Origin of the sequence: Arachnia propionica, assembly GCF_037055325.1 — a bacterium.
GTDB lineage: Bacteria > Actinomycetota > Actinomycetes > Propionibacteriales > Propionibacteriaceae > Arachnia.
The window spans coordinates 3028537-3053147 of record NZ_CP146373.1; the positions used below are offsets into that span (position 1 = coordinate 3028537).

General features: G+C 64.6%; 20 protein-coding genes and 3 tRNA genes. 14 read left to right on the top strand and 9 right to left on the bottom strand.

Going from position 1 to position 24611, the window contains the following annotated elements; genetic code table 11:
* Positions 1-33 precede the first annotated feature (33 nt).
* The 6 genes from V7R84_RS14020 to V7R84_RS14045 form a co-directional block, all read right to left on the bottom strand.
* A complete protein-coding gene (locus V7R84_RS14020) occupies positions 34-930 on the bottom strand; it encodes a 1,4-dihydroxy-2-naphthoyl-CoA synthase (RefSeq protein WP_338570109.1) in 897 nt (298 codons plus the stop codon).
* A gap of 28 nt (positions 931-958) precedes the next feature.
* Positions 959-1690 (bottom strand): glycerophosphodiester phosphodiesterase, encoded by a 732-nt coding sequence (locus V7R84_RS14025; protein WP_338570110.1) that lies wholly within the window; start codon positions 1688-1690, stop codon positions 959-961.
* Positions 1691-1806: 116 nt separating this feature from the next.
* Complete coding sequence (locus V7R84_RS14030; RefSeq protein ID WP_338570111.1) at positions 1807-2760, bottom strand: hypothetical protein; 954 nt, start codon at positions 2758-2760, stop codon at positions 1807-1809.
* Positions 2761-2965: 205 nt separating this feature from the next.
* Complete coding sequence (locus V7R84_RS14035) at positions 2966-4303, bottom strand: SMI1/KNR4 family protein (protein ID WP_338570113.1); 1338 nt, start codon at positions 4301-4303, stop codon at positions 2966-2968.
* A gap of 81 nt (positions 4304-4384) precedes the next feature.
* A tRNA-Arg gene (locus V7R84_RS14040) sits at positions 4385-4457 on the bottom strand.
* Between the two features lie 122 nt (positions 4458-4579).
* A tRNA-Ser gene (locus V7R84_RS14045) sits at positions 4580-4672 on the bottom strand.
* Between the two features lie 136 nt (positions 4673-4808).
* Here V7R84_RS14045 and V7R84_RS14050 point away from each other — a divergent pair.
* Positions 4809-6611: an LCP family protein gene (locus tag V7R84_RS14050; RefSeq protein WP_338570115.1), complete on the top strand. Its 1803-nt coding sequence runs from the start codon at positions 4809-4811 to the stop codon at positions 6609-6611.
* Positions 6612-6639: 28 nt separating this feature from the next.
* Here V7R84_RS14050 and V7R84_RS14055 read toward each other — a convergent pair.
* Positions 6640-6724: transfer RNA gene (locus V7R84_RS14055), tRNA-Ser, on the bottom strand.
* Positions 6725-6928: 204 nt separating this feature from the next.
* On the opposite strand from V7R84_RS14055, the gene V7R84_RS14060 reads away from it, so the two are divergent.
* From V7R84_RS14060 to V7R84_RS14070, 3 genes are all read left to right on the top strand, one after another.
* Positions 6929-8704, top strand: coding sequence for an LCP family protein (locus V7R84_RS14060; protein ID WP_338570118.1), 1776 nt, complete (start codon positions 6929-6931; stop codon positions 8702-8704).
* A gap of 240 nt (positions 8705-8944) precedes the next feature.
* On the top strand, positions 8945-9772 hold the full coding sequence (locus V7R84_RS14065) for a pseudouridine synthase (protein ID WP_338573923.1): 828 nt from the start codon (positions 8945-8947) through the stop codon (positions 9770-9772).
* A 195-nt stretch (positions 9773-9967) separates the two neighbouring features.
* Entirely contained in the window at positions 9968-10708 is a 741-nt protein-coding gene (locus V7R84_RS14070) for a hypothetical protein (RefSeq protein ID WP_338570120.1), read from the top strand.
* Here the strand turns inward: V7R84_RS14070 and V7R84_RS14075 are convergent.
* Positions 10684-11082, bottom strand: coding sequence for a VOC family protein (locus V7R84_RS14075; RefSeq protein WP_338570121.1), 399 nt, complete (start codon positions 11080-11082; stop codon positions 10684-10686). The genes V7R84_RS14070 and V7R84_RS14075 overlap by 25 nt on opposite strands.
* A 364-nt stretch (positions 11083-11446) precedes the next feature.
* Between V7R84_RS14075 and V7R84_RS14080 the strand changes: the two genes are divergently transcribed.
* From V7R84_RS14080 to argG, 4 genes are all read left to right on the top strand, one after another.
* Positions 11447-12418, top strand: a complete 972-nt coding sequence (locus V7R84_RS14080) for an NAD(P)H-quinone oxidoreductase (protein ID WP_338570124.1) — start codon at positions 11447-11449, stop codon at positions 12416-12418.
* 100 nt (positions 12419-12518) lie between these two features.
* On the top strand, positions 12519-13589 hold the full coding sequence (gene wecB / locus V7R84_RS14085; protein WP_338570127.1) for a non-hydrolyzing UDP-N-acetylglucosamine 2-epimerase: 1071 nt from the start codon (positions 12519-12521) through the stop codon (positions 13587-13589).
* 153 nt (positions 13590-13742) lie between these two features.
* Positions 13743-14828 (top strand): glycosyltransferase, encoded by a 1086-nt coding sequence (locus V7R84_RS14090; protein ID WP_338570129.1) that lies wholly within the window; start codon positions 13743-13745, stop codon positions 14826-14828.
* A gap of 98 nt (positions 14829-14926) precedes the next feature.
* On the top strand, positions 14927-16351 hold the full coding sequence (gene argG / locus V7R84_RS14095; protein WP_338570132.1) for an argininosuccinate synthase: 1425 nt from the start codon (positions 14927-14929) through the stop codon (positions 16349-16351).
* Between the two features lie 109 nt (positions 16352-16460).
* Here argG and V7R84_RS14100 read toward each other — a convergent pair whose 3' ends face one another.
* Positions 16461-17507: a hypothetical protein gene (locus V7R84_RS14100; protein ID WP_338570134.1), complete on the bottom strand. Its 1047-nt coding sequence runs from the start codon at positions 17505-17507 to the stop codon at positions 16461-16463.
* Positions 17508-17581: 74 nt separating this feature from the next.
* On the opposite strand from V7R84_RS14100, the gene V7R84_RS14105 reads away from it, so the two are divergent.
* From V7R84_RS14105 to V7R84_RS14130, 6 genes are all read left to right on the top strand, one after another.
* Positions 17582-18883 (top strand): nucleotide sugar dehydrogenase, encoded by a 1302-nt coding sequence (locus tag V7R84_RS14105; RefSeq protein ID WP_338570137.1) that lies wholly within the window; start codon positions 17582-17584, stop codon positions 18881-18883.
* On the top strand, positions 18880-19971 hold the full coding sequence (locus V7R84_RS14110; RefSeq protein WP_338570139.1) for a glycosyltransferase family 4 protein: 1092 nt from the start codon (positions 18880-18882) through the stop codon (positions 19969-19971). Before V7R84_RS14105 ends, V7R84_RS14110 begins: the two co-directional genes overlap by 4 nt.
* 2 nt (positions 19972-19973) lie before the next feature.
* Entirely contained in the window at positions 19974-20612 is a 639-nt protein-coding gene (locus V7R84_RS14115; RefSeq protein WP_338570142.1) for a PIG-L deacetylase family protein, read from the top strand.
* Between the two features lie 7 nt (positions 20613-20619).
* Entirely contained in the window at positions 20620-21285 is a 666-nt protein-coding gene (locus tag V7R84_RS14120) for a WbqC family protein (RefSeq protein WP_338570144.1), read from the top strand.
* Between the two features lie 127 nt (positions 21286-21412).
* Entirely contained in the window at positions 21413-22684 is a 1272-nt protein-coding gene (locus V7R84_RS14125) for an MFS transporter (protein ID WP_338570147.1), read from the top strand.
* Between the two features lie 425 nt (positions 22685-23109).
* A complete protein-coding gene (locus V7R84_RS14130; protein ID WP_338570150.1) occupies positions 23110-24522 on the top strand; it encodes an ATP-binding cassette domain-containing protein in 1413 nt (470 codons plus the stop codon).
* Positions 24523-24611 lie beyond the last annotated feature (89 nt).

Sequence of the window (24611 nt, forward strand, 5' to 3'; positions counted from 1 at the left end):
CAACCGGGACCGTGGTAACGGGTTCTCAGGAAATCAGTAGTAGTACGGAAAATCCGACCAGTTGGGGGTACGGTGCTCCAGGAAGGAGTCGCGGCCCTCCACCGCCTCGTCGGTCATGTAGGCCAGGCGAGTGGCCTCGCCGAGCAGCACCTGCTGGCCGACGAGCCCGTCGTCGACCAGGTTGAAGGAATACTTGAGCATCCGCTGCGCGGTCGGGGACTTCCCACAGATCTTCGCCGCCCACTCGAGTCCGGTCTCTTCCAGCTCCTCGTGCGACACCACCTTGTTCACCATGCCCATCTCGTGGGCCTCCTGGGCATCGTGAACGTCGCCGAGGAAGAAGATCTGGCGCGCGAACTTCTGCCCCACCTGGCGGGCCAGGTAGGCGGAACCGAAGCCGCCGTCGAAGGAACCGACGTCGGCGTCGGTCTGTTTGAACCGGGCGTGCTCGCGGGAGGCGATGGTCAGGTCGGCGACGACGTGCAGGGAGTGCCCGCCACCCGCGGCCCAGCCGTTGACGAGCGCGATCACGACCTTGGGCATGAACCGGATGAGCCGCTGCGCCTCCAGGATGTGCAGCCGGGCGAGTTTCGCCTTGTCGACGGTGTGTGCGGTTTCGCCGTCGGCGTACTGATATCCGGCGCGCCCCCGGATGCGCTGATCGCCGCCGGAGCAGAACGCCCAACCGCCGTCCTTCGAGCTCGGCCCGTTGCCGGTGAGCAGCACACAGCCGATGTCGGCGCTGGTGCGGGCATGCTCCAGGGCCGCAATCAGTTCGTCGACGGTGTGGGGACGGAAGGCGTTGCGCACCTCGGGCCGGTTGAAAGCGATCCTGACTGCCGCGACGTCGCGGGCACGGTGGTAGGTGATGTCGGTGAACTCGAAGCCGGGGATCTCGTCCCATCTCTCGGGCCGGAACGGGTTGGTCATGCCCACACCCTAGAGGTTCCGCGCCTTCTCAGAGGTAGGGGCGTTCCAGGGCGCGGCGGGCGCGGTCGGGGAAATTCGTGATGACAGCGTCGACCCCCAGCGCCGCGAGGGAGCGGATGTCCTCGTTCTTGTCGACGGTCCACACGTTCACCCCCACCCCGGCCTCGTGACACAGCCACATGTAGTTGGGTTGCTGAAGTGCGTAGAAGTGCGGGTGGAGGAACCTGGCCCCGAAGACGTTGGCGTAACACCACGGGTCGTAGAGGCCGTCGGAGTACAGCAGGCCGAGGCATTCCGGGGGCACCGCCCCGCGCAGGTTCGCCAGGGCGAAGTGGTTGAACGACGAGAACAGCACCCGGTGGAGCATCCCGGCTTCCTGCACGATCGTCAGGGCGTCGTTTTCCATGCCGGGATACAGCTCGATGCTGTTTTTCAGTTCGAGGTTGATGTGCAGCCGGGTGGGTTCGAGCAGTTCGAGGACCTCCCGGAGGGTGGGGATCTGCACCTTCCGGTGTCCGACGAAACCGTTGCTGTAGTTGCACAACCGCAGCTGCTCCAGGGTCAGGTCGGCCACCCTGCCGAATCCGTTCGAGGTGCGGTTGATGGTTTCGTCGTGGATGACCACGAGATGTCCGTCGATGGTCCGTTGCACGTCGAGTTCGACGCCGTCCGCACCCATCTCGATCGCCTGCTGGATGGCGGGAATGGTGTTCTCGGGGGCGTATGCCGATGCTCCGCGGTGAGCCCAGATCGCTGTCATGATTCTCCTCCCCGGCCATGATATGCCTTCTGGCAAGGGTTTTCGGGGAGTTCTCCGACATCTAGCGGGCCGGCCCGCACACAGCGGACCGGCCCGGTCGTGTTGAATTCCACGGATCACAGCGGCGGCGGGTTGTCGCGGAACTGTTGCTCGGTCAGACCGCCACCCGGGTCGCCGTCGACTCCCCCGGTCTCGGCGTTGGTGGCGTAGACGGTGGCGAACTGGTAGGTGCCCCAGTTGCGCGTGATCATCTTGGCCCGGCTGACACCGACTCCCGGGAAGTACGGTTTTCCTTCCGTCAGCTCCAGCCGCGGGTCATCAACCAGCACTCCGAGGTGTGGGTAGTAATCCACCCCCATCTGGAGCTGGACGCGTGCCTTGTCGAGGTTGTCGGGTTTCGCCGAGTCCGCCACCACGAGGCGGGCCGCCATCTTGGCGTGCATCGCCAGGATGTCACCGGTGTCATATGTGAAACTTCCGGTCCAGCCGTGGAAGGTTTCACCGACCTTGACGTTGACAGAGGTGTACAGCCCGTCCTCGCTGGGGATCGCTTTTGCGTCGTCCTTGGCCTTCCCGCCGAGGTCGGTGCCTTCCCAGTAGCTGCCCTCCACCGGCTTGACGACGACGGTGTGCCACGTGTTGTCGGAGCGGTGGAGGATGTTAAGGATGTACTTGCTCATCTGGACCCGGACATTGCTCACCGACGCATCGTGATGGGTCACGGCAATCATCCAGGGGGTGATCGCCTCCCACAGCTTATCCGTATAGAAGTCCTTGCGCACAAGCTTTTCGTACCACCAGCTTGGCGTGTTGGTGCCTCTGGCGTTGTTGCCCATAATCAGCTGCCCGGGGCCGGTCTCGGCACGGTGGGAACCCCACGCGTAATCGTTCTTCCTGGACATGTCCTCGAACAGGTGCTTCAGCTGCTCCTCCCGGGTCGCAGGGTTGGCCGGGATCTGATGGACCGGGACATCGTTCAACGGCACCGTCCTGCCCTCGGCGCGGGCGATTCCGGCGCCTGAAGCCAGGACTGCTCCGGCCGCCAGCGAGAGCACTGAACGACGTTTCATGTTGTCTCCTCTCAGTTGCTTCCAGGGCTCGAGGAGCCCCTTCCCGGCAATTATCCAAGAGGAGTGTGAAAATTATTTCAACCTTGTTCCAGGGGATCTGAGAACATTTCAGGGACACCTGGGGGACACCACTGACAGGCACCGTGCGACGCTTGTCACACCGGGCCGCGAGGGCAAGCACCCGGATCGCGTCCAGGCGGGTCCATCACTCCTTCAGGGCGAAGGCGGTGCTCGGCACCCCGTAGCGGGCGTAGGTTGATTCGCAGCCGTGACAGGGACCGACGAGCTGGTCCTCCGGGGAGTGAATCACCACTTCCATGCCGAGTTCGGGGAGTGCGTCGACGCCGTTCTCCTGCGCGGCCTCGGCCAGCACCTTGAAGGCCGCATCCAGCGAGTAGTCCCATTGCGCGTAGGGCCCGCCACCGCGGATCGCGTTGTCCAGCCACGCCTCGTACCAGGCGACGAATCCCGTCGACACCCGCCGGAACTCCCCGTCGCAGAACCGGGAATCGAGTGCCACCGACCCGTCGGTCAGATCGAGCGCCCACTGGGATCCGCAGCCAGCCTGCGCCAGGTGCAGCCAGCCCTCGGTGATCGGGCGCAGGTCGAGGCCGTAGCCGGGGCCGGCCCCGGATGCGGCGACCTCGTCGACGAACCACCGGGCGTCCGAGGGAAGCGGGATGGCGGAGGTGAATCCGGGGGCACCGAGCCGCATTCCGTGGTTGCGACCACCGATCCAGCCGGCCTCGTCCCGGGAATCCTCGGAGGCGTTTCGCAGCAGATCGAGGGTGCGCTGCAGGTCGTCGCGGGTGATGCGGGGAGCGGGCTCGAGTGGCGTCAGGAGCGCCCATTCACGCAGCATGAGGATGCCCTCGAGTTCCGTCGGCCCGTCGGCCAGGACCGCTCGTCCTGGGGCCCAGTCGCCGGAGCCGAGCTTGACCTCAGCGATCAGGTCCGGGCCGACGCCGAGGAAACAGCCGAGCGGAATGATGTCGTTGCCGCGGGTGGCGGGGATGGTGCCGCTGGCGAGCACCTTCGTCGTGAGCGCCCGGGAACCGCCCATCCACTGGCGGTAGGTTTTCGCCGCCTCGAGCGGCACGTTGACGCTGCGGTCGATGCTGCCCATGGTGACGAGATACCTCCGACCCTGGAGGGTGGCCTCGAACTGCTCCACGTCGGGATCCTCGGTGCCGATGAGATCAGCCCGTCCGATCGCGGTGAGCAGCACCGGCCCGAACGCACAGGCCCAGTTGCATCCAGCCGTGACCAGCGCCTGGTACATGTCATCGCCATAACCACTGGCCGTGACGACGGCCCCCGGGGTTCCGAGCGCGCCGCCGTGGATGTCGAGGGTGATGAAAGCACCGTGGGGCGCTTCCTCCTGCAACGAGTTGATGTGGCATTCGATCACGGGCAGCCCATCCCCCAGCCGCACGATCTGGACGCCGTCCTCCTCGGCCACGTGGGCACCGGTGAAGTGGTTTGCGATTACGCCGGCCAGTAGTTTCTCCGGGGTGGGGTTCGGGTCGCTGGGATGACTCATGGTCCCCATGACAACACATATCTGGGGCAACGGAAAAGGCCTCGCGACCGGGAGATTCCGGAGACGAGGCCTGATGCGTAGCGCGCTCGGAGGGACTCGAACCCCCAACCTTCTGATCCGTAGTCAGATGCTCTATCCATTAAGCTACGAGCGCGGGCGAGGAGTAACTATACGACCCATCCCCCGGCTTGGCAAAACAGCGTGAGCGCCGCCCGGAGCGGTGAGATACACCGTTACAACCTCAAGGCCCCGGAAGAAACCGGGGCCTTGAGACGCTGGCGGAGGTGGCGGGATTTGAACCCGCGATGGGGTTGAGCCCCAAACCCGCTTAGCAGGCGGGCGCCATAGACCAGACTAGGCGACACCTCCAGCGCGCTACAGACTAGCCGAGGCATGACGAGACCGGCAACCGGTGCGTCACAGCCTCTTCGCGGACATCGCGAGCGTCATCCTGTCACCCGACCCCCCAAGTACACTGAACCGCGACGCGAGAGAAGGAGACGTCTTGCCCGACAACAACTACCCGCGCCTCTACCGCGGTGGCGACCCGGCACGTCGACGCGACGACGCCACCGGGTGGCCACAAGAAGAGTCCGAACTCGAGCAGACGTCCATCCGTCCCCACAAGGTCTCGGATCAGGAACCGAAGGGCGCGGCGACACCCACGCCCCGCGGCGACAAGGATTCCTCGAAAAAGCGGCGGGAGTCATCGACCAGCAGGTCGAGTCGGTCACGTGATGACGCGAAGAAGAAGACCGGGACGCGCCGCGAATCCCGGGGCGCTTCGGCTCCGAAGCATGCTGCAGGCGCCGGGAGCAGACTGGACAGGTCCTTCAGACGCTGCACCACCTTGACCATCGCCAGCACCCTCCTACCAGGCCTCGGACTCGCAGGAGCCAGACAACGCTGGGCAAAAATCCTGGGAGTACTCCTCCCGGTCGGCTTCCTAGGAGGCCTAATCTGGCTGGCCGTACGCGCCGTCATGAACCCCGAAAGAGCAATCGGCTGGGTTCTGAGGCCCGGGCTCCTGCGCGGCGCCCTGGTGGTCCTGATCATCACCGCCGTGGGGTGGGCCTGCCTGATCGCCTTGACCCACCTCATCACCCGCCCCAAAGGCCTCACCACCACAAAACGAGCCATCGGAGCAGGCCTGGTCATCGCCCTCACCTTCGTCGTCTCCGCACCCCTAGCAGTCGGCGCCCGCTACACCCTGTCCCAACTACAACTCCTGGGATCAATCACCGGAGACGATGTCACAGCAGGCAGCCGCCCCAACATCGACACAAACGCCGAAAACCCCTGGAAAGACACCCCACGACTCAACATCCTGCTCCTCGGCGCCGACAGCACAGGCACCCGCATCAAAGATGCAGGCAACAGCGTTTACACCCCTCGCACCGACACCATCATGGTCGCCTCCATCGACACCACCACCGGCGACACCACCTTGATCCAGATCCCCCGAAACCTGAAGTACACACCCTTCCCAGAAGGCAGCAAACTGGCACAACTGTTCCCACGCGGCTTCCGCGGCACCGGCGACGAAGCCGAATGGTACGTCAACGCACTCTGGGAGAAAACCGTCGCCGGCGACCACCCCGACATGATAGAAGCCCTCGGAACCCCCACCCCCACCTACCCCGGAGCAGAAGCCCTGAAACAAGGAATCGAGGGCATCACCGGACTACACATGCACTACTTCGCCCTGGTCAACATCGACGGCCTGGAACGGCTGATCAACGCCATGGGCGGCGTGCGCTTGAACGTCAACCGGAAGCTCCCCATCGGCGGTGATCACCAGACCGGAAAGCGGCCACACGGATGGGTCCAGCCCGGCGAGAACCAGCTCCTCGACGGCTACAACGCCATGTGGTACGCGCGAAGCCGTTTCGATTCCGATGACTACGACCGCATGGCTCGTCAGTCCTGCCTGGTGAACGCGGTCATCAAACAAGCAGACCCCCTGACGATGCTCACCCGCTACGAGGGCATCGCACAGGCCTCCTCAGACATGGTCATGACCGACATCCCCCAGGAGGTGTTGGCCCTCGTCGCCCAGTTGGCCGTCAAGGTCAAGGACGCCTCAGTCTCCCGACTGGCCTTCGTAGATGGCCAGAACGGGTTCGTGTCAGCCAACCCAGACTTCACCCTGACCCGCACACGAGTACACGACGCCATCACCCCACCAACCCACACCAACGAACCAACAACAACCACCCCACCAGAACAACCCTCAGCACCACCCACAGCCGCCGCATCCACAGCAGAACAAGTCACCAACGCCTGCGCCTACAACCCCCAGGAATGAACTGAACAGGAAGCGACCCGGCGGAAAGCGGCGAGAGTGGGATTCGAACCCACGGAGAGTTGCCCCTCGGCCGCTTTCAAGGCGGCTGCACTAGTCCACTATGCGATCTCGCCATACGGGATCATCCGCGGAACCCATCCTAAGGCACAGTGGGTCGAACGTGGCACGGAGCCCCACCTCACTCCGTTGTGCCCGCCGACAGCCCCGCGTCGCGGATCGTCGCGGCTGCGCCACCCGCGGGGCAAGCAGAACCGCGCTCGTCATCCTTTTGGTCGACACGGCGCGTACACTGAGTCGCGAGGCGAGAGGAGAGGGCGTTGTCCGATACGAGGTACCCGCGACTCTTTCGCGGCGGCGACCCGGAACGTACACACGACGACATCTCTGACCGTTCACGTGGCGAGTCCGATCTCGAGCAGACATCCATCCACCCACACCAGACGTCGAAGCGCACGTCACAGGAGGTCACCGGGAATTCTGCACAACGCGGCACGTCCTCCTCACAACGCAGATTCGACAACTCGCAGGAAAGCGGCACACGGACTGCTTCACACAGCTCCCGGGGCGCTTCGGCTCCGAAGCATGCTGCAGGCGCCGGGAGCAGACTGGACAGGTCCTTCAGACGCTGCACCACCTTGACCATCGCCAGCACCCTCCTACCAGGCCTCGGACTCGCAGGAGCCAGACAACGCTGGGCAAAAATCCTGGGAGTACTCCTCCCGGTCGGCTTCCTAGGAGGCCTAATCTGGCTGGCCGTACGCGCCGTCATGAACCCCGAAAGAGCAATCGGCTGGGTTCTGAGGCCCGGGCTCCTGCGCGGCGCCCTGGTGGTCCTGATCATCACCGCCGTGGGGTGGGCCTGCCTGATCGCCTTGACCCACCTCATCACCCGCCCCAAAGGCCTCACCACCACAAAACGAGCCATCGGAGCAGGCCTGGTCATCGCCCTCACCTTCGTCGTCTCCGCACCCCTAGCAGTCGGCGCCCGCTACACCCTGTCCCAACTACAACTCCTGGGATCAATCACCGGAGACGATGTCACAGCAGGCAGCCGCCCCAACATCGACACAAACGCCGAAAACCCCTGGAAAGACACCCCACGACTCAACATCCTGCTCCTCGGCGCCGACAGCACAGGCACCCGCATCAAAGATGCAGGCAACAGCGTTTACACCCCTCGCACCGACACCATCATGGTCGCCTCCATCGACACCACCACCGGCGACACCACCTTGATCCAGATCCCCCGAAACCTGAAGTACACACCCTTCCCAGAAGGCAGCAAACTGGCACAACTGTTCCCACGCGGCTTCCGCGGCACCGGCGACGAAGCCGAATGGTACGTCAACGCACTCTGGGAGAAAACCGTCGCCGGCGACCACCCCGACATGATAGAAGCCCTCGGAACCCCCACCCCCACCTACCCCGGAGCAGAAGCCCTGAAACAAGGAATCGAGGGCATCACCGGACTACACATGCACTACTTCGCCCTGGTCAACATCGACGGCCTGGAACGGCTGATCAACGCCATGGGCGGCGTGCGCTTGAACGTCAACCGGAAGCTCCCCATCGGCGGTGATCACCAGACCGGAAAGCGGCCACACGGATGGGTCCAGCCCGGCGAGAACCAGCTCCTCGACGGCTACAACGCCATGTGGTACGCGCGAAGCCGTTTCGATTCCGATGACTACGACCGCATGGCTCGTCAGTCCTGCCTGGTGAACGCGGTCATCAAACAAGCAGACCCCCTGACGATGCTCACCCGCTACGAGGGCATCGCACAGGCCTCCTCAGACATGGTCATGACCGACATCCCCCAGGAGGTGTTGGCCCTCGTCGCCCAGTTGGCCGTCAAGGTCAAGGACGCCTCAGTCTCCCGACTGGCCTTCGTAGATGGCCAGAACGGGTTCGTGTCAGCCAACCCAGACTTCACCCTGACCCGCACACGAGTACACGACGCCATCACCCCACCAACCCACACCAACGAACCAACAACAACCACCCCACCAGAACAACCCTCAGCACCACCCACAGCCGCCGCATCCACAGCAGAACAAGTCACCAACGCCTGCGCCTACAACCCCCAGGAATGAACTGAACAGGAAGCGACCCCACAGAGTCCACGCCGACAGCTCCGACAGCCGAGAAGCAGATCCGCCCACGATCAGCTGGTCCTGGTGCGACCGGCTCGCTGACGCTCGCGGGTCGCCTCAACCGACGTCACCCGGGAGAATGGAACAGTGCCACCCAAGTCTCCGCTTCCGCCGCGCCACGGATTGCAGGCCGCATGGGTCCGCACCCCCGACCGCGGGGCGCCCGCACCGTGGGCGACGATGCGGGAATTTCTGCTCGACAAGCTGGGACCCGGTCGCGACTGCGTCGACCCGATGCTGGCTCGCGGCGACTTCGTTGACGAGCACGGTGCGCCGTGGCGGGGCGACGAACCATACCGGCCCAACACCTTCGTCTGGTTCCACCGGGAGTTGCGACCGGAAGCCGAGGTGCCGGGCGCGTTGGAGGTGCTGCACCGCGACGACCGGATCGTCGTGTTCGACAAACCGCACTTCCTGTCGACCATTCCACGCGGCAGGCACGTGCTGCAAAGCGCCGTTGTGAAAGGCAGGGCGACCACGGGGCTGCCGGAATTGTCGGCGGCGCACCGGTTGGATCGCGGCACCGCCGGGGTGCTGCTGATGACCACGGGGAAGCGGTGGCGTTCGGCGTATCAGGACGTGTTCGCGCGCCGCGAGGCGAGCAAGGTCTACGAGGCCATCGCCCCCTTCGACCCGGACGTCGGGTTCCCGCGGGTGGTGAGGTCACACCTGGTCAAACGCGTGGGGGTGCTGCAGGCCGAGACCCTGGATCTGCCGCCGAACTCGGAGACGTGGATCGACGTAATCGAGGTGCGCGGCGCGTGGGCCCGCTACGAGGTCCGTCCCCGAACCGGCCGGACCCATCAGATCCGCTCCCACTTCAATCAGCTCGGACTGCCGCTGCTCGGCGACCCGCTCTATCCGGTGATCTCGGATGTGGACATCGACGACTTCACCACCCCGCTGCGGCTGCTGGCCCGGGACTTGTCCTTCACCGACCCCATCGACGGAAGCGAACGGCGTTTCACATCGCATCGACGACTCACCTGGCCGGACGAGGTCGCATGACCCCTCCCCACCCCTCCCCCAGTTTGCTGGCCTTATCACCTATTTGCTGGCCTTGTTGATGTTTGCTGGCGTCACAGCGCAGGCAAACGTGAACAAGCCCAGCAAACCGACATCAGGGCCAGCAAACCAGTGTTAAGGCCAGCGAAACTTCTCTGCTCACAGCCCGTCGAGTCGGCGTGCGAGAGGATAGGGGACGTGTACACGGAAGGTTCCCTGGGGCGCGGGCGCACGGTGTGGCGGTCGCGGGGCGCGGTGGCCACGATCATTCCCGCCGACGGGTGCATTGACGTCATCCTGCGCGGCGACGACGTCCACCTGGCCGGCCCCTCCACCGTGTGCATTCCCACCAGCCCCGATGTCGGCGAGACTATCGGGATCCGGTTCACCCCCGGGCTGGCGGCCGGGGTGCTGCGGTTCAACCCCGCCGAGGTTCGCGACCTGGCCGACCCGCTACGGGATGTCGTCGGAGCGGCCCGCACTGCGGAGGTCGCGCGGGTTCTGCGTGCTCTTCGCTCCTTCGGAGCCGCTCCCGGGAGCGACCTTCTGGCCTCCCCTGTCGACGGCTGGGCCGGGGTGGCGCGTCGCGCCGCCGCTACCGGGGCCGGTGCCGCGCAGGTGGCCGGGGAGATCGGCTGGTCCGCCCGGCACCTGCGACGCCGAATGCTCGCGACCTTCGGGTACGGCTACGGCGCCCTGGTGCGGGTCGCACGGATGCGACGGGCTCTGTCGCTGATGAAGCCAGGACGCAGATTCCTCGCAGGCCCGGCCACCACGCACTGGTTGAGCCGGGCCGCGACGAAGGAGCAGCCCGAGCCACAACTAGCCCTGGCCGATGTGGCGCACGTCGCCGGATACGCGGACCAGGCGCACATGACCCGCGATTTCCGGCTCCTGGTGGGCCGGACCCCGGCTCAGGTGGCGGGCAGCCAGGCGTAGAGGTCGATCGAGTTGCCGTCGGGGTCGTGGAGCGTGGCGTAACGCTGCCCCCAGTGAGCGTCCCACGGTTCGACGTGTCCGTGATGCCCAGCCGCCACGAGATCGTGATAGACGCGGTCCACCTGCCCCGGGCTGCCCATGTCGAAGGCCAGGGCGATGCGATGCCCACCCGTTGGGATGGTGTAGCCGGCGTCGAACCCGCGGATGACATCGACGGTGTCCCATGCGATGACGGTGCCGCCGTCGAGTGTCGCCTCGACGTGCGGGGCGTCGTCGGAGCCGGTCGGGATGGTGACGCCGAGGGCGCGGTAGAAGGCCAGCGACGCGGCCATGTCGGAGGTGACGATCCCGATGAAACCAAGTGTGAGAGCCATGTGACCACGCTATTGACCGCCCGAAGTCATCGTCTTGAACAAAACGGACACGACACCTCCCCACCCCTTGAGCGGCCACACCAGGCCCCACCGCCCCGTCCCCTCCCACCGGTTTTGCTGGCCTTACAACCCATTTGCTGGCCTTGATCCGGTTTTGCTGGGCTTGTTCACGTTTGCCTGCGCTGTGACGCCAGCAAACATCAGCAAGGCCAGCAAACCGGCGTTAAGGCCAGCAAACCGGATTCGACGGGTGGCCGAAGGTTGGCCGGGGTCCCGGACTGCTGGACGGGGTCCCGGAGGTTGGACTAGGTCCCGGGCGGTTTCCTCACGACAGGTGCGCGGATCCCCACATAGACTTCCTCCCATGCGAGCTGTCATCGTCGAGGAGCCCGGGGACGTCGAGGCCCTGACCATCAAAGAAACCCCCACCCCCACCCCCCAGCCGGGCGAGGTGCTGGTGCGCACCGTCGCCGCGGGCGTGAATCGCGCCGACCTGCTGCAACGCCGCGGCTACTACCCGCCCCCGAAGGGCATCACCGACATCATCGGTCTGGAGGCCTCCGGTGTCGTCGAGGCGATCGGCGCCGGTGTGACCCGCTGGAGGATCGGCGACGAGGTGGTGGCGCTGCTCGCGGGCGGCGGCTACGCGGAGTACTTCGTCGTCCCCGAGGGACAGCTGGTTCCCCCACCCCCCGGAGTGGATCTCGTGACCGCCGCGGGCCTACTGGAAGTGGCCGCCACCGTCGTCTCAAACATGGACGTCGCCGGTTTGAAGACCGGCAAGACGCTGCTGGTCCACGGCGGAGCTGGTGGGGTCGGCACCTTCGCCACCCAGTACGCGAAATCCCTCGGCGCGCGTGTCGTCGCCACCGCCGGCAGCGAGCCGAAGCTGCGGCACTGCCTGGCCCACGGCGCCGAGGTCGCGCTCGACTACCACGGCGACTGGGTCGACGGGGTGCGCGAGGCCACCGGAGGTCGTGGCGCGGACGTGATCTTGGACATCATGGGCGCCAAATACCTGGAGGCGAACGTCAAGGCACTCGCAAAACGCGGTCGCATGGTGGTGATCGGCCTCCAGGGCGGCACCAAGGGCACCCTCAACCTCGGTCTGTTGCTGCAGAAGATGGGAACCATCACAGCCACGTCGCTGCGGTTCCGTCCGGTCGCGGAGAAGGCCGCGATCTGCTCCCGGGTGCAGGAGACGGTGTGGCCGAGGATCGGCAACGGCGAGATCCGCCCCGCCCCCGAGACCCGCGTCCCGTTCGACGAGGTGCGCCGGGCGCACCAGATCCTCGAGTCCGGAAACAACGTCGGCAAACTGGTGCTGGTGTTCTGAGAAGACCCAAAGGAGGCTCTGCGGCGCGGCCGACGAATCGGTCGCGCCGCCTTCCTACGCTAAGCTGACGGCATCGCACTCCCGACAGAATGAGGTTACTGTGCGCGTTGTCAGCATAGTTGGCGCCCGCCCGCAGTTCGTGAAGCTAGCCCCCATCGCAAAGGCTTTCGAGGCCGAGGGGATAGACCACAGGATCATCCACACCGGCCAGCACTACGACGTGAACATGTCGGAGTCATTCTTCGTGGAGCTGGGGATCCCCGCCCCGGACCTGCACCTGGGCGTCGGCGGCGGCAGCCACGGTGTGATGACAGGGCGAATGTTGGAGGAACTCGACCCTGCGCTTTCCGGCCTTGAGCCTGACTGGGTCCTGGTCTACGGCGACACCAATTCCACGATCGCCGGGACCCTGTCCGCCGTCAAGCTTCATCTACGAGTGGCCCACCTGGAAGCAGGGTTGCGTTCCTTCAATCGACGCATGCCGGAAGAACACAACCGTGTCCTGACAGATCACGCCGCGGACCTGTGCCTGGCCCCCACCGCCGACGCGATGGCGCACCTGGCCGACGAGGGCCTGGCCACCCGATCCATACTCGTGGGTGACGTCATGACTGATGTCTGTCTGCAGGTCCGTGATTCCGTTGTGGCCGCTCAGCGCACCGTTCCAGGCATTCCCAGCGGTCAGCGTTACGTCTTGGCGACTATCCACCGCGCGGAAAACACGGACGACCCGCATCGTTTGCGCACGATCCTGACATCACTGAACTCCCTGGATGTTCCCGTGTATCTTCCCGCCCACCCGAGGCTGAAAGCGCGACTGGATTCCGGCGACCTCGGAATCACCCTGGAGAACTTGCATCTCATCGAACCCCTGGCTTACCCGGATATGGTCGCGGCAGTGATGAACGCCGCAGGAGTCATCACCGATTCGGGGGGCTTGCAGAAAGAAGCCTTCCTGCTGGGCACGGTGTGCACCACAGTTCGCACCGAAACCGAATGGGTGGAGACCATCCGTAATGGATGGAACGTTCTTGATCCGAACCTGGAGCGACTGGCCGAGACCGCCACCCGAAACAACCCACCCGCTGACCCCACCGCACCTTATGGTGATGGAACAGCCGCGTTCACGGTGGCACGAACGTTGCTGGACAACGCACCCGCAAAGATGTGAGAAGCAGCATCTGTTCGACGCCCTGCGAAGCGATTCCCCCGAGGTTCAGATCCTTACCCTCAGGGCCCGGGAAACGCACCGCACGAATTCGTTGGGCGGACACCGTCAGATACCCTGCCACACCTTGATTTGGAGCCGATCACGATGAAGCGCATGATCTACCATCACCCGCTACCGCTCACGGAGGATGCAACATCAGCGTCGGGCATCCGACCCGTGCAGATGAAGCGAGCCTTCGAGAAACTGGGCTACGAGGTCTGGGATGTAACGGGATTCACCAAGGAACGCGCCCAACGTGCCGCCGATGTCCGTCATGCCCTACGGCAGGGAACCCGGTTCGATTTCTGCTACTCGGAATCCTCCACCATGCCCATGTCCATGACGAACCCGAACCACCTCCCCACCCGACCGCTCCTGGACCCCCTCCTCTTCCGAAAGCTGCGACGTCATCACATTCCGGTCGGCCACTTCCTCCGAGATGTCTACTGGCGATTTCCCGAGTACAAAAAATCCGTAAAATTCCCCAAACGCGAGGCCGCCCTGCTCGCCTACGGCTGGGACATTCAGGTGTTGCGACATCAGGTTGATCACGTTTTCCTGCCAAGCGTTGAAATGGCCGCGTATCTTGATTTGGGGCGAACTCCGTTCTCGGCGCTACCGCCGGGACACGGATACTCAGCCCCGGTGGACGGCCCGAAAACTGGGATATCCATTTTCTACGTGGGCGGCATCGGGATGCACTACCGCATGCACCAGCTCTTCGCGGGCGTCAAGAAGGCCAGCTCACAGGGCATCGACGTCCGACTTACTGTGTGCGTGCGACCTGAAGAATGGGACATCGCCCAGCACGAATACGCGCAATGGGCGTGCCCGGCAATCACGGTGGTCCACGCCCACGGGCCAGCTCTGCTGGACTACTTCCATGACGCCAACATCGCGTCTCTCATGATCGAACCGATGGAGTACCGCCAACTCGCGGTTCCCGTGAAACTGTTCGAGTACATCGGGGCAGGCAAGCCGATCCTCGCGACGAAGAAAACCCTCACCGGCAGGAAGGTCGAAGAGGAATCCCTCGGCTGGGTCATCGACAACACCTCCGACGCCCTAGTCGAGCTGCTCACACGACTCCAGAACGACCCTGGAGAGATAGAGCGAATGAGGCAGACAGTCCTGGCCCGCCGGGAAGGACACTCGTGGGAAAACCGGGCACGACAGGTGGCAGCCACCCTCCAGGGCTGAAACGCGGATGCACCCTAGGGGCGGCCACCGAACGGATGGTCGGTTCACTTCGCTGATCCCCACCAACGCCACCGGGCACGTTCGACTAGGCTGACGTCGTGACCAAGGTTCTCACTTCTCTTCCCGTCGGCGAACGCGTCGGCATCGCTTTCTCCGGTGGTCTCGACACCTCCGTCGCTGTCGCCTGGATGCGCGAGTCGGGTGCCATTCCGTGCACCTACACCGCCGACATCGGCCAGTACGACGAACCCGACATTGCCTCGGTACCGGGCCGCGCCGAGGTCTACGGGGCGGAGATCTCCCGGCTCGTGGATTGCAAGGAGGCGCTCGTCGCAGAGGGACTCTCGGCACTGGCCTGCGGAGCCTTCCACATCCGCTCAGGAGGTCGCGCGTACTTCAACACCACCCCCATCGGCCGGGCCGTCACCGGCACCCTGCTGGTGCGGGCCATGGCCGCCGACGACGTGTCGGTGTGGGGCGACGGCTCCACCTACAAGGGCAACGACATCGAACGCTTCTACCGCTACGGCCTGATGGCGAACCCGGAGCTGCGGATCTACAAGCCGTGGCTCGACGAGGCGTTCGTCTCGCTGCTAGGTGGCCGCGCCGAAATGAGCACCTGGCTGACCGAACGCGGCCTGCCCTACCGCGACTCCAAGGAGAAGGCCTACTCCACCGACGCCAACATCTGGGGCGCCACCCACGAGGCCAAGACCCTCGAGGACCTCAACGTCTCACTGGAGACGGTGGAACCGATCATGGGCGTCAAGTTCTGGGACCCGACAGTCGAGATCCCGACGGAGGACGTCTCGATCCGTTTCGAGCAGGGCCAGCCGGTGGCGATCAACGGTCATCGTTTCGACAGCCCCGTCGCCCTGGTGCTGGAAGCCAACGCCATCGGCGGGCGCCACGGCATGGGCATGAGCGACCAGATCGAGAACCGCATCATCGAAGCCAAATCGCGCGGCATCTACGAGGCCCCAGGCATGGCGCTGCTGTGGACCGCCTACGAGCGTCTCCTGGCCGCAATCCACAACGAGGACACCCTCGCGAACTACCGCTCCGAGGGACTGCGACTCGGTCGGCTGCTGTACGAGGGCCGCTGGCTGGACCCGCAGTCGCTGATGCTGCGCGAATCGATCCAGCGCTGGGTGGCCTCCGCCGTCACCGGCGAAGTGGACCTGAGGCTGCGTCGCGGCGACGACTACACCATCCTCGACACCCGCGGCCCGAACCTGTCCTACCAGCCGGAGAAACTCTCCATGGAGCGCGTCGAGGACGCGGCCTTCGGACCCACCGACCGCATCGGACAGCTCACGATGCGCAACCTGGACATCGCGGACTCCCGCGAACGCCTCGAACTGTACGCCTCCCAGGGCACACTGCTCGCGGGGCACGTCAACCTCATCGGCACCCTGGAACAGGGCGGTGCGGCAAAGATCGCCGCCCTCGGATCGGGCAGGACCACCGAACAGGTCGAGGACGCGGCCCTGCGCTCGGCCATGGACTTCGGAACGGACTGAGAGACACCTTCTCCCGGCCCGGTTCACCCGGCTTTCACCCCGTGACGCCGGGTGAACCGGGCCGCGACGGAGAAACAATCCGAGTCGACACCATCGGCAACCGATCGGCTCACCCGACTCCAAGGAAGGGCGCCAGCCGCTCGGCTGAAACCCGACCATCGTGCCACTTCTTCGCGAACACCCGGTTCTGAGCAGCCACACCGCGCAACTCGTCGCGACGGTCACGAATGGACGCCACCACCTCGTACAGGTCGTCGGGGGTTGCCTCCAGCAGATGCGGCGACTCCGGCAACCGCTCACGCACCGCCTCGTTCATGCGCCCGACACACACCCGACCCGCAGCCATTGCCTCCACCGCAGCGACCCCGTAGGAACCGAACATCACCTGATCCACCACCACATCACAGGACCTCACCAGCTCCCGAAGCTGCGTGTGCGGCATCCCCGATGGCGCGACGTACTCGATCGCGCCCTCGTCGTGGAGGCGACGCAACACCGGATCGATGAACTGGGTGCCCTTGATCGGTGGTTTCCGCTGCGAGGGAACATGCACCACGAGAGGTTTCTCACGTTCCAGCAGCGGCGCATCTGAGGCCCACGCCTCGACGTCGACCACCACCGGCAACCACGTGCTGAAGGGCAGGTCAAAACCCATGTCCGGGGTGGAATGGAACACCGGCCAGCCACAGGAGGCCGCAAAACCCCGGTTGATCTCGGTGCGACGGATCAGCGAAGACCGCCACTTCTCGTCGCCGACCGTGAAATACGACCACTCGTCACGGGCCATATGGGCCAAGGGATCGCGCACATCGGAGCCGTGCGCGATCAACGCCATCGAATATCCCATCTCCGCCAGCCTTCGGGCATCCGCCTGGAAGTGGGAGGCGCGATCCCATCGCGCAAAGGACATGAAACCATCGAGCGCCACGTGGGTGACGCCGTCGAACAGACGCCTCGCACGCCACCTCCAGGCGACGGGAGCCCGGAACCCGAGCCGACCGAGCAACTTGTCCACCTCGAAGTGGAACCCACCTCCACGCAACGGCACCCCGGAAAACGACCATGCCCCCACCGGAAGATTCGATGCAGCGGCCCGCGCCCATGCGGTCGCCTGCCCGGCGTAGTTCGATGGCCCGATGGCCAGCACAGGACTCATGCGGCACAGATTATCCCGTGAGTACAATCACCTGCAGCAGCGCGCTGGGTTCAGTGTTTGGGAAGGAATCGCTCGTGAAGATCGCTGTTGTTGCTCTTGGGAAGATCGGGCTGCCCCTGGCAGTCCAGTTCGCAGACATGGGCCATGAAGTCGTCGGCGTCGACGTTCAGCAGAACGTTGTGGACAAGGTCAACGCCGGAACCGAGCCCTTCCCGGGCGAGGCCCATCTGCAGGAGAAGTTGTCGAGGCTGGTGCCGGCGGGGAGGTTGCGTGCGACGTGTGACTATTCGGAGGCGATTCCGGGTGTTGATGCGATCGTGATTGTTGTGCCGTTGTTCGTCAACGACGCGACCTGGCAGCCCGACTTCGGCTGGATGGAGGCCGCCACCCGGTCCTTCGCGGAGCACCTCACTCCGGGCACGTTGGTGTCGTATGAGACGACGTTGCCGGTGGGTACTACCCGGGGTAGGTGGAAGCCGTTGATTGAGGAGGTCTCCGGTTTGGTGGAGGGCCGGGACTTTCATGTGGTGTTTTCTCCGGAGCGGGTGTTGACGGGGCGGGTGTTTGAGGATTTGCGGAAGTATCCGAAGTTGGTGGGTGGGCTCTCTCCCGAGGGCACCGCGAAGGGTGTTGACTTCTATGAGCGGGTGTTGAGTTTTGATGAGCGTCCTGATTTGCGGCGGGGTAATGGGGTGTGGGATATGGGGTCGGCTGAGGCTGCGGAGATGGCGAAGTTGGCTGAGACGACGTATCGGGATGTCAATATTGGGTTGGCGAATCAGTTTGGGAAGTTTGCTGCTGCTCATGGGATTGATGTGTATAAGGTGATTGAGGCGTCGAATTCGCAGCCGTATAGTCATATTCATCGGCCTGGTATTGCGGTGGGTGGGCATTGTATTCCGGTGTATCCGCGGTTGTATCTGTATACGGATCCGGATGCGTCGGTTGTGCGTGCTGCTCGTGAGGCGAATATGACGATGCCTGGGTATGTGGTTGGTGTGGTTGAGGGTGTGGTGGGTGATCTGTCGGGTCGTCGTGTGGTGGTGTTGGGTGCGTCGTATCGGGGCAGGGTGAAGGAGACTGCGTTTTCGGGTGTGTTCCCGACTGTGGAGATCCTTGCGTCGAGGGGTGCTGTGGTGGTGGTGCATGATCCGATGTATAGCGATGAGGAGCTTGAGGGGTTCGGGTTTACTCCCTACCGGTTGGGTGAGTCGGTGGATGCCGCGATTCTTCAGGCCGATCATCCTGAGTATCTCGATCTCACTGCTGCGGACCTGCCTGGGGTTTCGGTGATCATTGACGGACGCGGCGTCCTGGACCCGGCCCGCTGGGAAGGCGTCACCTATCGCTCGATCGGTGACGGCACCGCCCAATGAGCAGAGTCCGACACCTCTCCTCCGTCCACGACGTCCACGACACCCGCGTCACCTACAAGGAATGCGCCTCGCTGGCAGCTGCGGGTCACGACGTCGCCCTCATCAACTGCCACGACGGCGACATCGAAGTGGCGGGGGTGCGGGTGATCGGGCTGGGCGCGCCACGTGGTCGCATCGACCGGATCCTCCGCAAGACGTGGGCCATCTTCTTCCGGGCGCTGCGGGAACGAGCCGACATCTACCACTTCCACGACCCCGAACTGATGGGGGTCGGACTGGCGCTACGGCTGTGCGGGAAGAAAGTCATCTATGACGTCCACGAGGACGTTCCCCTGCAGATCATGAACAAAACCTGGATCCCGGGCTGGTTGAAGAAACCGCTCTCAGCGATCACCCGGGTGCTGGAGGGCATCTCGGGCAGGGCACTGAACGCGATCGTCGCCGCCACCCCGTCGATAGCCGAGAAATTTCCCGCCCACACAACGATCGTGGTGCAGAACTTTCCCGAAAAAGGCCTGGCGAACCAACGCAACGACGCCCCCTTCCAGGACCGCACCAATGCCTTCATCTACGTCGGTGGGCTGTCCGAGCAGCAGGGCCTGTTCGAAATGCTCGCCGCCTTCGAGCACCTCCCCGACGACGTCACCGGCCTGCTGGCGGGCAAGTTCAAACAGCTCCAGGAACAAGCCGAGGCGCACCCCGGCTGGCAGCACGTCCACCACCCCGGTCCCCTGCCCCGCGACGAGGTCGTCGCCGGGTTGCGTGACGCACAGGTCGGGCTCGTGCTGGATCACCCGATCAGCAACTACGTGGAAGGGTATTCGACGAAGATGTTCGAGTACATGGCCTGCGGCCTGCCGTTCATCGCATCCGATTTCCCCCTGTGGCAACGAATCGTCGCCGAACACGACTGCGGCATCACCGTCGACCCGTTCGACACCGACGCCGTTGCCAAAGCCCTGAACCGCCTGCTGGAAAACCCGGAGGAGGCGGCCCGGATCGGCGAGAACGGACGGCAGGCGATCCTCCGCACGTACAACTGGGATGTGGAGTTGGGAAAACTCCTGTCCTGCTATGAAAGGCTGTGAGCATGCTCATCCCCGAACGGATCCTCGTACTCGCCCCGCACACCGATGACGCCGAGCTCGGCGCCGGTGGATCCATGGCCAAGTGGCTGGAAGCGGGAGTCGACCTGCACGTCGCAGTGTTTTCGACGGCGGAAGAATCACTGCCAGCCGGTTCCGCTCCGACACGCCTGGCAGACGAATGCCACGCCTCCCTCGACGCGCTCGGGGTGAAACCGGAAAACCGGCAGATCATGCACTACCCGGTGCGCAAGCTCGGCTACCACCGCCAAGAGGTGCTGGAAAACATGGTGGCGATGGAACGCCAGCTGAACCCCCAGTGGATCCTGTTCCCCTCCGGCGCCGACCTGCACCAGGACCACGCCACCATCCACGACGAGGCGATGCGCGCCTTCAAACACAAGACCCTGCTGGGCTACGAACTGCCGTGGAACCACATCACGTTCTCCGCGTCGGCTTTCGTGACCCTCGACAAGCGCCACCTCGACAAGAAATGGGACGCCCTGACGAAGTACACCTCACAGCTCGAAATGGGCAGGTCGTATTTCACCAAGGAATTCCACGAATCCCTGGCCAAGGTCCGCGGTCTCCAGGTGAAACACGAATGGGCCGAGGCGTTCGAACTGATCCGCGTCGTTTTGTGAGGCGAACATGATCGTCACCATTCACCAACCGAACTTCGCCCCCTGGACGGGCTTCTTCGACAAAATGACGAAGGCGGATGTCTTCGTCCTGCTGGACACGGTGCCCTTCACCAAGGGCGGATTCCAGAATCGCGTGAAAATCAAGGGACCAGGCGGGCCGCAGTGGCTGACCGTTCCCGTGCACACCAAAGGCAAGCTGGGACAGCTCACACGCGACGTAGAAACCAACGAGCTGAAACCGTGGCGCAGCGACCACGTCAAGACCCTCCAGACCCTGTACGGGCGCTGCCCAGGCTTCGAGACGGCCACAACAATGCTGGAGACCGTCTACGCCCACGAGACGACGAACCTGGCCGACCTGTGCACCGACCTCATCACCCGGTTGCGCGACCACTACGCGATCCCGACGACACTGGTGCGCGCCTCAGAGCTGAAAGCAACCGGCTCGGCGTCGGAACTACTGGCCGCCATCACCGCGGAACTCGGCGGTGACGTCTACCTGTCGGGTCCCTCGGGCCGCAACTACCTGGACGAATCGGTGTTCGCGGAACGCGGCATCGGGCTGGACTACCACTCGTTCACCCCCACTGCCTACCCTCAGCCGCACGGCGACTTCGCGGGGGGCTTGAGCATGCTCGACCACGTGGCATCGGGCGCTGATCCCTGGTGGTGACGGGGGTGTGAACCGGCTGGATGCAAGAATGCGGTGACCCCAGCCGGTCCGCCCCCAGGGCAGGACGCCTTCCGGCGCCGGAACACAGCCCGGTCGGACTCATCGCGCCCCCAGAGGAGACGCAGAGATGACCACGAACCCATCCCTCCGGAATGCAACCTTCCTCGACGCACGGCACGGTCTGGACGTCACGGCGGTCCTGTTCGGGATCGTGATCGTGTTCCTGGCTCAGGGCATCCTCGGACGGGTGGTGCAGCGGGCCCAGCAGAGCCTCCTCCCGCCCGACTCAGGCACCCATACCCTGATCGGATCCACCCTGACGCTCCCTGCGCTACAAGTGGCGGTCTGCACCCTCTTCCTGTTCCCGTGGACCCTGCTCTGCGACCGCTGCGGGCCGCGGCTGCCCTACACCGGCGGCCTGCTCGTGTGGGCACTGGGGGTGTTCACGGGAAGCTGGTCGGGATCAGCGGAGTTCCTGCTCGGCAGCTACGCACTCCAGGCAGCCGGGGTGGCGGCGATGATCCCCGCCACACTGACCGTCATCACCTCCACCCAACCGCGCCCCGGCGGGTTCCTCACAGGAACGGTCCTCGCCTTCCCAGTGCTCCTCCAGCTACCCGGCTCACTGATCGCCGACCTGCTGACCCGATCGATGGACTGGAGAACAACACTGATCGCGATCTCCGGAGCCGCGATCCCACCGCTGCTCCTCGGGTGGTTCGCGATCCCCTCCGGCCCCGCGACAACCGGCCCCACCCTCGATCCCCCACCGGATTCCCCGGCGGGGAAAGGCCAGGCGGTGGTACAGACCCTGCTGCTCGGCGCCGCGCTGGCAGGGGTCCGGATTCACCTGGAGCTGTCCTTCGCGGCCCATCACGGTTCGCTCCTCCTAGGCGACTCCGCCGGGTACGCAAGGGCCCACAGCGGCCTGGTTGACTTCCCCTTCGCCGCGGGACTGGCCGTCGGGTTCATCACAGGCGCCGTGCTCCCCGGGGGTCACCGGAAAGCCGTACTGGCGTGGGTGATCGCCGCGACGGGTCCGGTGATGGCCGCGATTCCGCTGCTTCCCTCCGACATCTCCTTCCTGGCCGGAGCCGTCCTGGGCACAGTCGGGCTCGGCCTCGGACTGTCCACGCAGCTGGTCTCGCTGCTGCGCCTCGCGACCACGAACCGGACCTTCCGGGCCTCTGCCCTGTTCCAAGGCGTCCAGAACCTCGGCTACGGGGTGGGCATCGCAGTGCCCCTGGTGGTAGTCCTTGTGCTGGGCGACACCGTCGCACCGGACACGAGGGCCCACCTGCTCCTGGGCTGCTCCCTGATTCTGCTGGCCGCGGGGTTCTTCCTCGCATTGAGGAAACTAAAACAACGAGTGGCGCCTCAACGAGGCAGGCACAGCTGAACGAGTCACTCGGGTCGAAGGAAACACCGATGAATCGACAAAACCGGGCGCCGAAGGCCCTGATCGTCGTGTCCACCGCGTCGTCACCACCGGTTTTCCACCTGATATTTCCACCCGGACAACGGACACCGAAAAAGCGATTGACTACGTCATCCGGTCGACTGACAAATGAACTTGAGCATTGTTGAAGAAAAAATTGTCACGGCGCACCCGGTTCAGCTCGCAAGGCGGGCGAAGCAGCGGTAAGGTCCTATTCTGCGGAATCTCAGTTAACCAAGGACAGGTTCATCGTCACGGGGACCCGGCCATCGCCTAGAGTCGGATCACCAAGGCATCCTCACGAGGACAGGAAATCACCTGGAACCTGCACTTGGCGGCAGGGAGGAAGCTTCGCGTTGCGAACAAATGACAACTACGAGGTATTCATGTGGGATAGTGAGCCGCTACTGGCGGTCCGGGGGATGCGCAAGTCCTTCGGTCGACTCGAGGTGCTGACCGGCGTCGACATCGACCTCCGACACGGGGAGGTACTCGGCATGGTCGGCCCCAACGGCGTGGGGAAATCCACCATGGCCTCGATCATCGCCGGCTACACGTCGGCTGATGAAGGGGTGGCCAGCCTGTCGGGTGGACCGTGGGATCCGCGACGAATCATGCTCATCGACCCCCAAAACGAGCTGGACCCGAAACTGACCGTCGTCGAGGCCATGTTCCGGCACATCGAGGGACATCACAGCCTCGCAGAACTGATGACCCGGGCCAAACGCATTCTCTCCGAAACCGGCATCCCCCTGTCCCCCACCCACCGACTCGGCGGCCTCAGCCACACGGAACGCCGCATGGCCGAGGTGGTCCGGATGCTCGCCGATCCGCGTGAAGTCATCGTCATCGACGAACTCAGCAACGCCCTCAACGCCGAGGAGCTCGAGGACCTGCGCTACGCCCTCAACCGGACGGTCGAGGAGGGCCGGGGTGTCCTCTACATCACCCATCAGCTGGAGGAGGCCCTGCGGCTGTGCCACCGGGTCGCGGTGCTGCGCGACGGTCAGGTCGAGGAGATCTTCGACTCCGCCACCACCACCGTCGACCAACTCACCGAAGCGATGTTCGGATCCGTCATCGAGATCACACCGCGACGCGCCAACGCCACCGCCGACATCGTGATGGACGTCGTCAACCTGGAATGCACCAGCGAACCGATTTCCTTCCAGCTGAACCGCGGCGAGGTCCTCGGTTTCACCGGTTCCCGCAACTCGGGCGTGGAAGAGGTACGCGACGCGCTGACCGGGAAACGCCCCGCCCCCATCGCATCGTTGACCGTCGACGGCCGCCCCGCCAGCATCACCGCCCCCCGCGACCTGCCGTCGCTGGGCATCGCGGTGCTGACGAACATGCTCGACCCGGAAAGCGAAGCCCACGCGGCACGCAACATCGTCATGCTCGACGGCGAGGACCAGGTCGACGACGAGGCCATCGAGGACACCACCCGGATCCTGCTCCTGCTGAAAGAGTCGGAGGACCGGATGAGCGAGATCCTGCACCGCCCCGTGCAGTCCACCGGTCAGCGGCGCTGGCAGCAGATGCAGGAGATCGCCAGCCAGAACGCCCGCATCATGATCCTCATCCAGCCCACAGACGGCCTCGACATCGCCACCCGGGAACGTTTCGTGCGTCTCCTGGAGGAGATCACGGGCCGCGGCGTCGGGGTGCTGCTGTTCACCAGCAACGAACGGGAACTGCACCAGTTCAGCGACCGAGTGCTCGTGATGGCCGACGGCAGGATCCAGGAGGAGTGGGACACCAAGGCCGTCGCCACCGAAGCCACCCGGGGGGCGTGACCGGACGCAGGACGTACGCTGTCACGTCCCAACCCGACAAGCCAGCCTAGCCGTCAAACGCCAGCGCTGTAGCGCTGGCGTTTGACGTA

What these genes read in the sequence shown, in the direction of transcription:
- V7R84_RS14065 (WP_338573923.1), top strand. Translation starts at nt 8,945, where the DNA reads ATGCGGGAATTTCTGCTCGACAAGCTGGGACCCGGTCGCGACTGCGTC.
- V7R84_RS14075 (WP_338570121.1), bottom strand. Translation starts at nt 11,082, where the DNA reads ATGGCTCTCACACTTGGTTTCATCGGGATCGTCACCTCCGACATGGCC.
- V7R84_RS14110 (WP_338570139.1), top strand. Translation starts at nt 18,880, where the DNA reads ATGAGCAGAGTCCGACACCTCTCCTCCGTCCACGACGTCCACGACACC.
- V7R84_RS14100 (WP_338570134.1), bottom strand. Translation starts at nt 17,507, where the DNA reads ATGAGTCCTGTGCTGGCCATCGGGCCATCGAACTACGCCGGGCAGGCG.
- V7R84_RS14130 (WP_338570150.1), top strand. Translation starts at nt 23,110, where the DNA reads ATGTGGGATAGTGAGCCGCTACTGGCGGTCCGGGGGATGCGCAAGTCC.
- V7R84_RS14115 (WP_338570142.1), top strand. Translation starts at nt 19,974, where the DNA reads ATGCTCATCCCCGAACGGATCCTCGTACTCGCCCCGCACACCGATGAC.
- V7R84_RS14080 (WP_338570124.1), top strand. Translation starts at nt 11,447, where the DNA reads ATGCGAGCTGTCATCGTCGAGGAGCCCGGGGACGTCGAGGCCCTGACC.
- V7R84_RS14025 (WP_338570110.1), bottom strand. Translation starts at nt 1,690, where the DNA reads ATGACAGCGATCTGGGCTCACCGCGGAGCATCGGCATACGCCCCCGAG.
- V7R84_RS14030 (WP_338570111.1), bottom strand. Translation starts at nt 2,760, where the DNA reads ATGAAACGTCGTTCAGTGCTCTCGCTGGCGGCCGGAGCAGTCCTGGCT.
- V7R84_RS14125 (WP_338570147.1), top strand. Translation starts at nt 21,413, where the DNA reads ATGACCACGAACCCATCCCTCCGGAATGCAACCTTCCTCGACGCACGG.
- V7R84_RS14120 (WP_338570144.1), top strand. Translation starts at nt 20,620, where the DNA reads ATGATCGTCACCATTCACCAACCGAACTTCGCCCCCTGGACGGGCTTC.
- V7R84_RS14090 (WP_338570129.1), top strand. Translation starts at nt 13,743, where the DNA reads ATGATCTACCATCACCCGCTACCGCTCACGGAGGATGCAACATCAGCG.
- V7R84_RS14020 (WP_338570109.1), bottom strand. Translation starts at nt 930, where the DNA reads ATGACCAACCCGTTCCGGCCCGAGAGATGGGACGAGATCCCCGGCTTC.
- V7R84_RS14035 (WP_338570113.1), bottom strand. Translation starts at nt 4,303, where the DNA reads ATGAGTCATCCCAGCGACCCGAACCCCACCCCGGAGAAACTACTGGCC.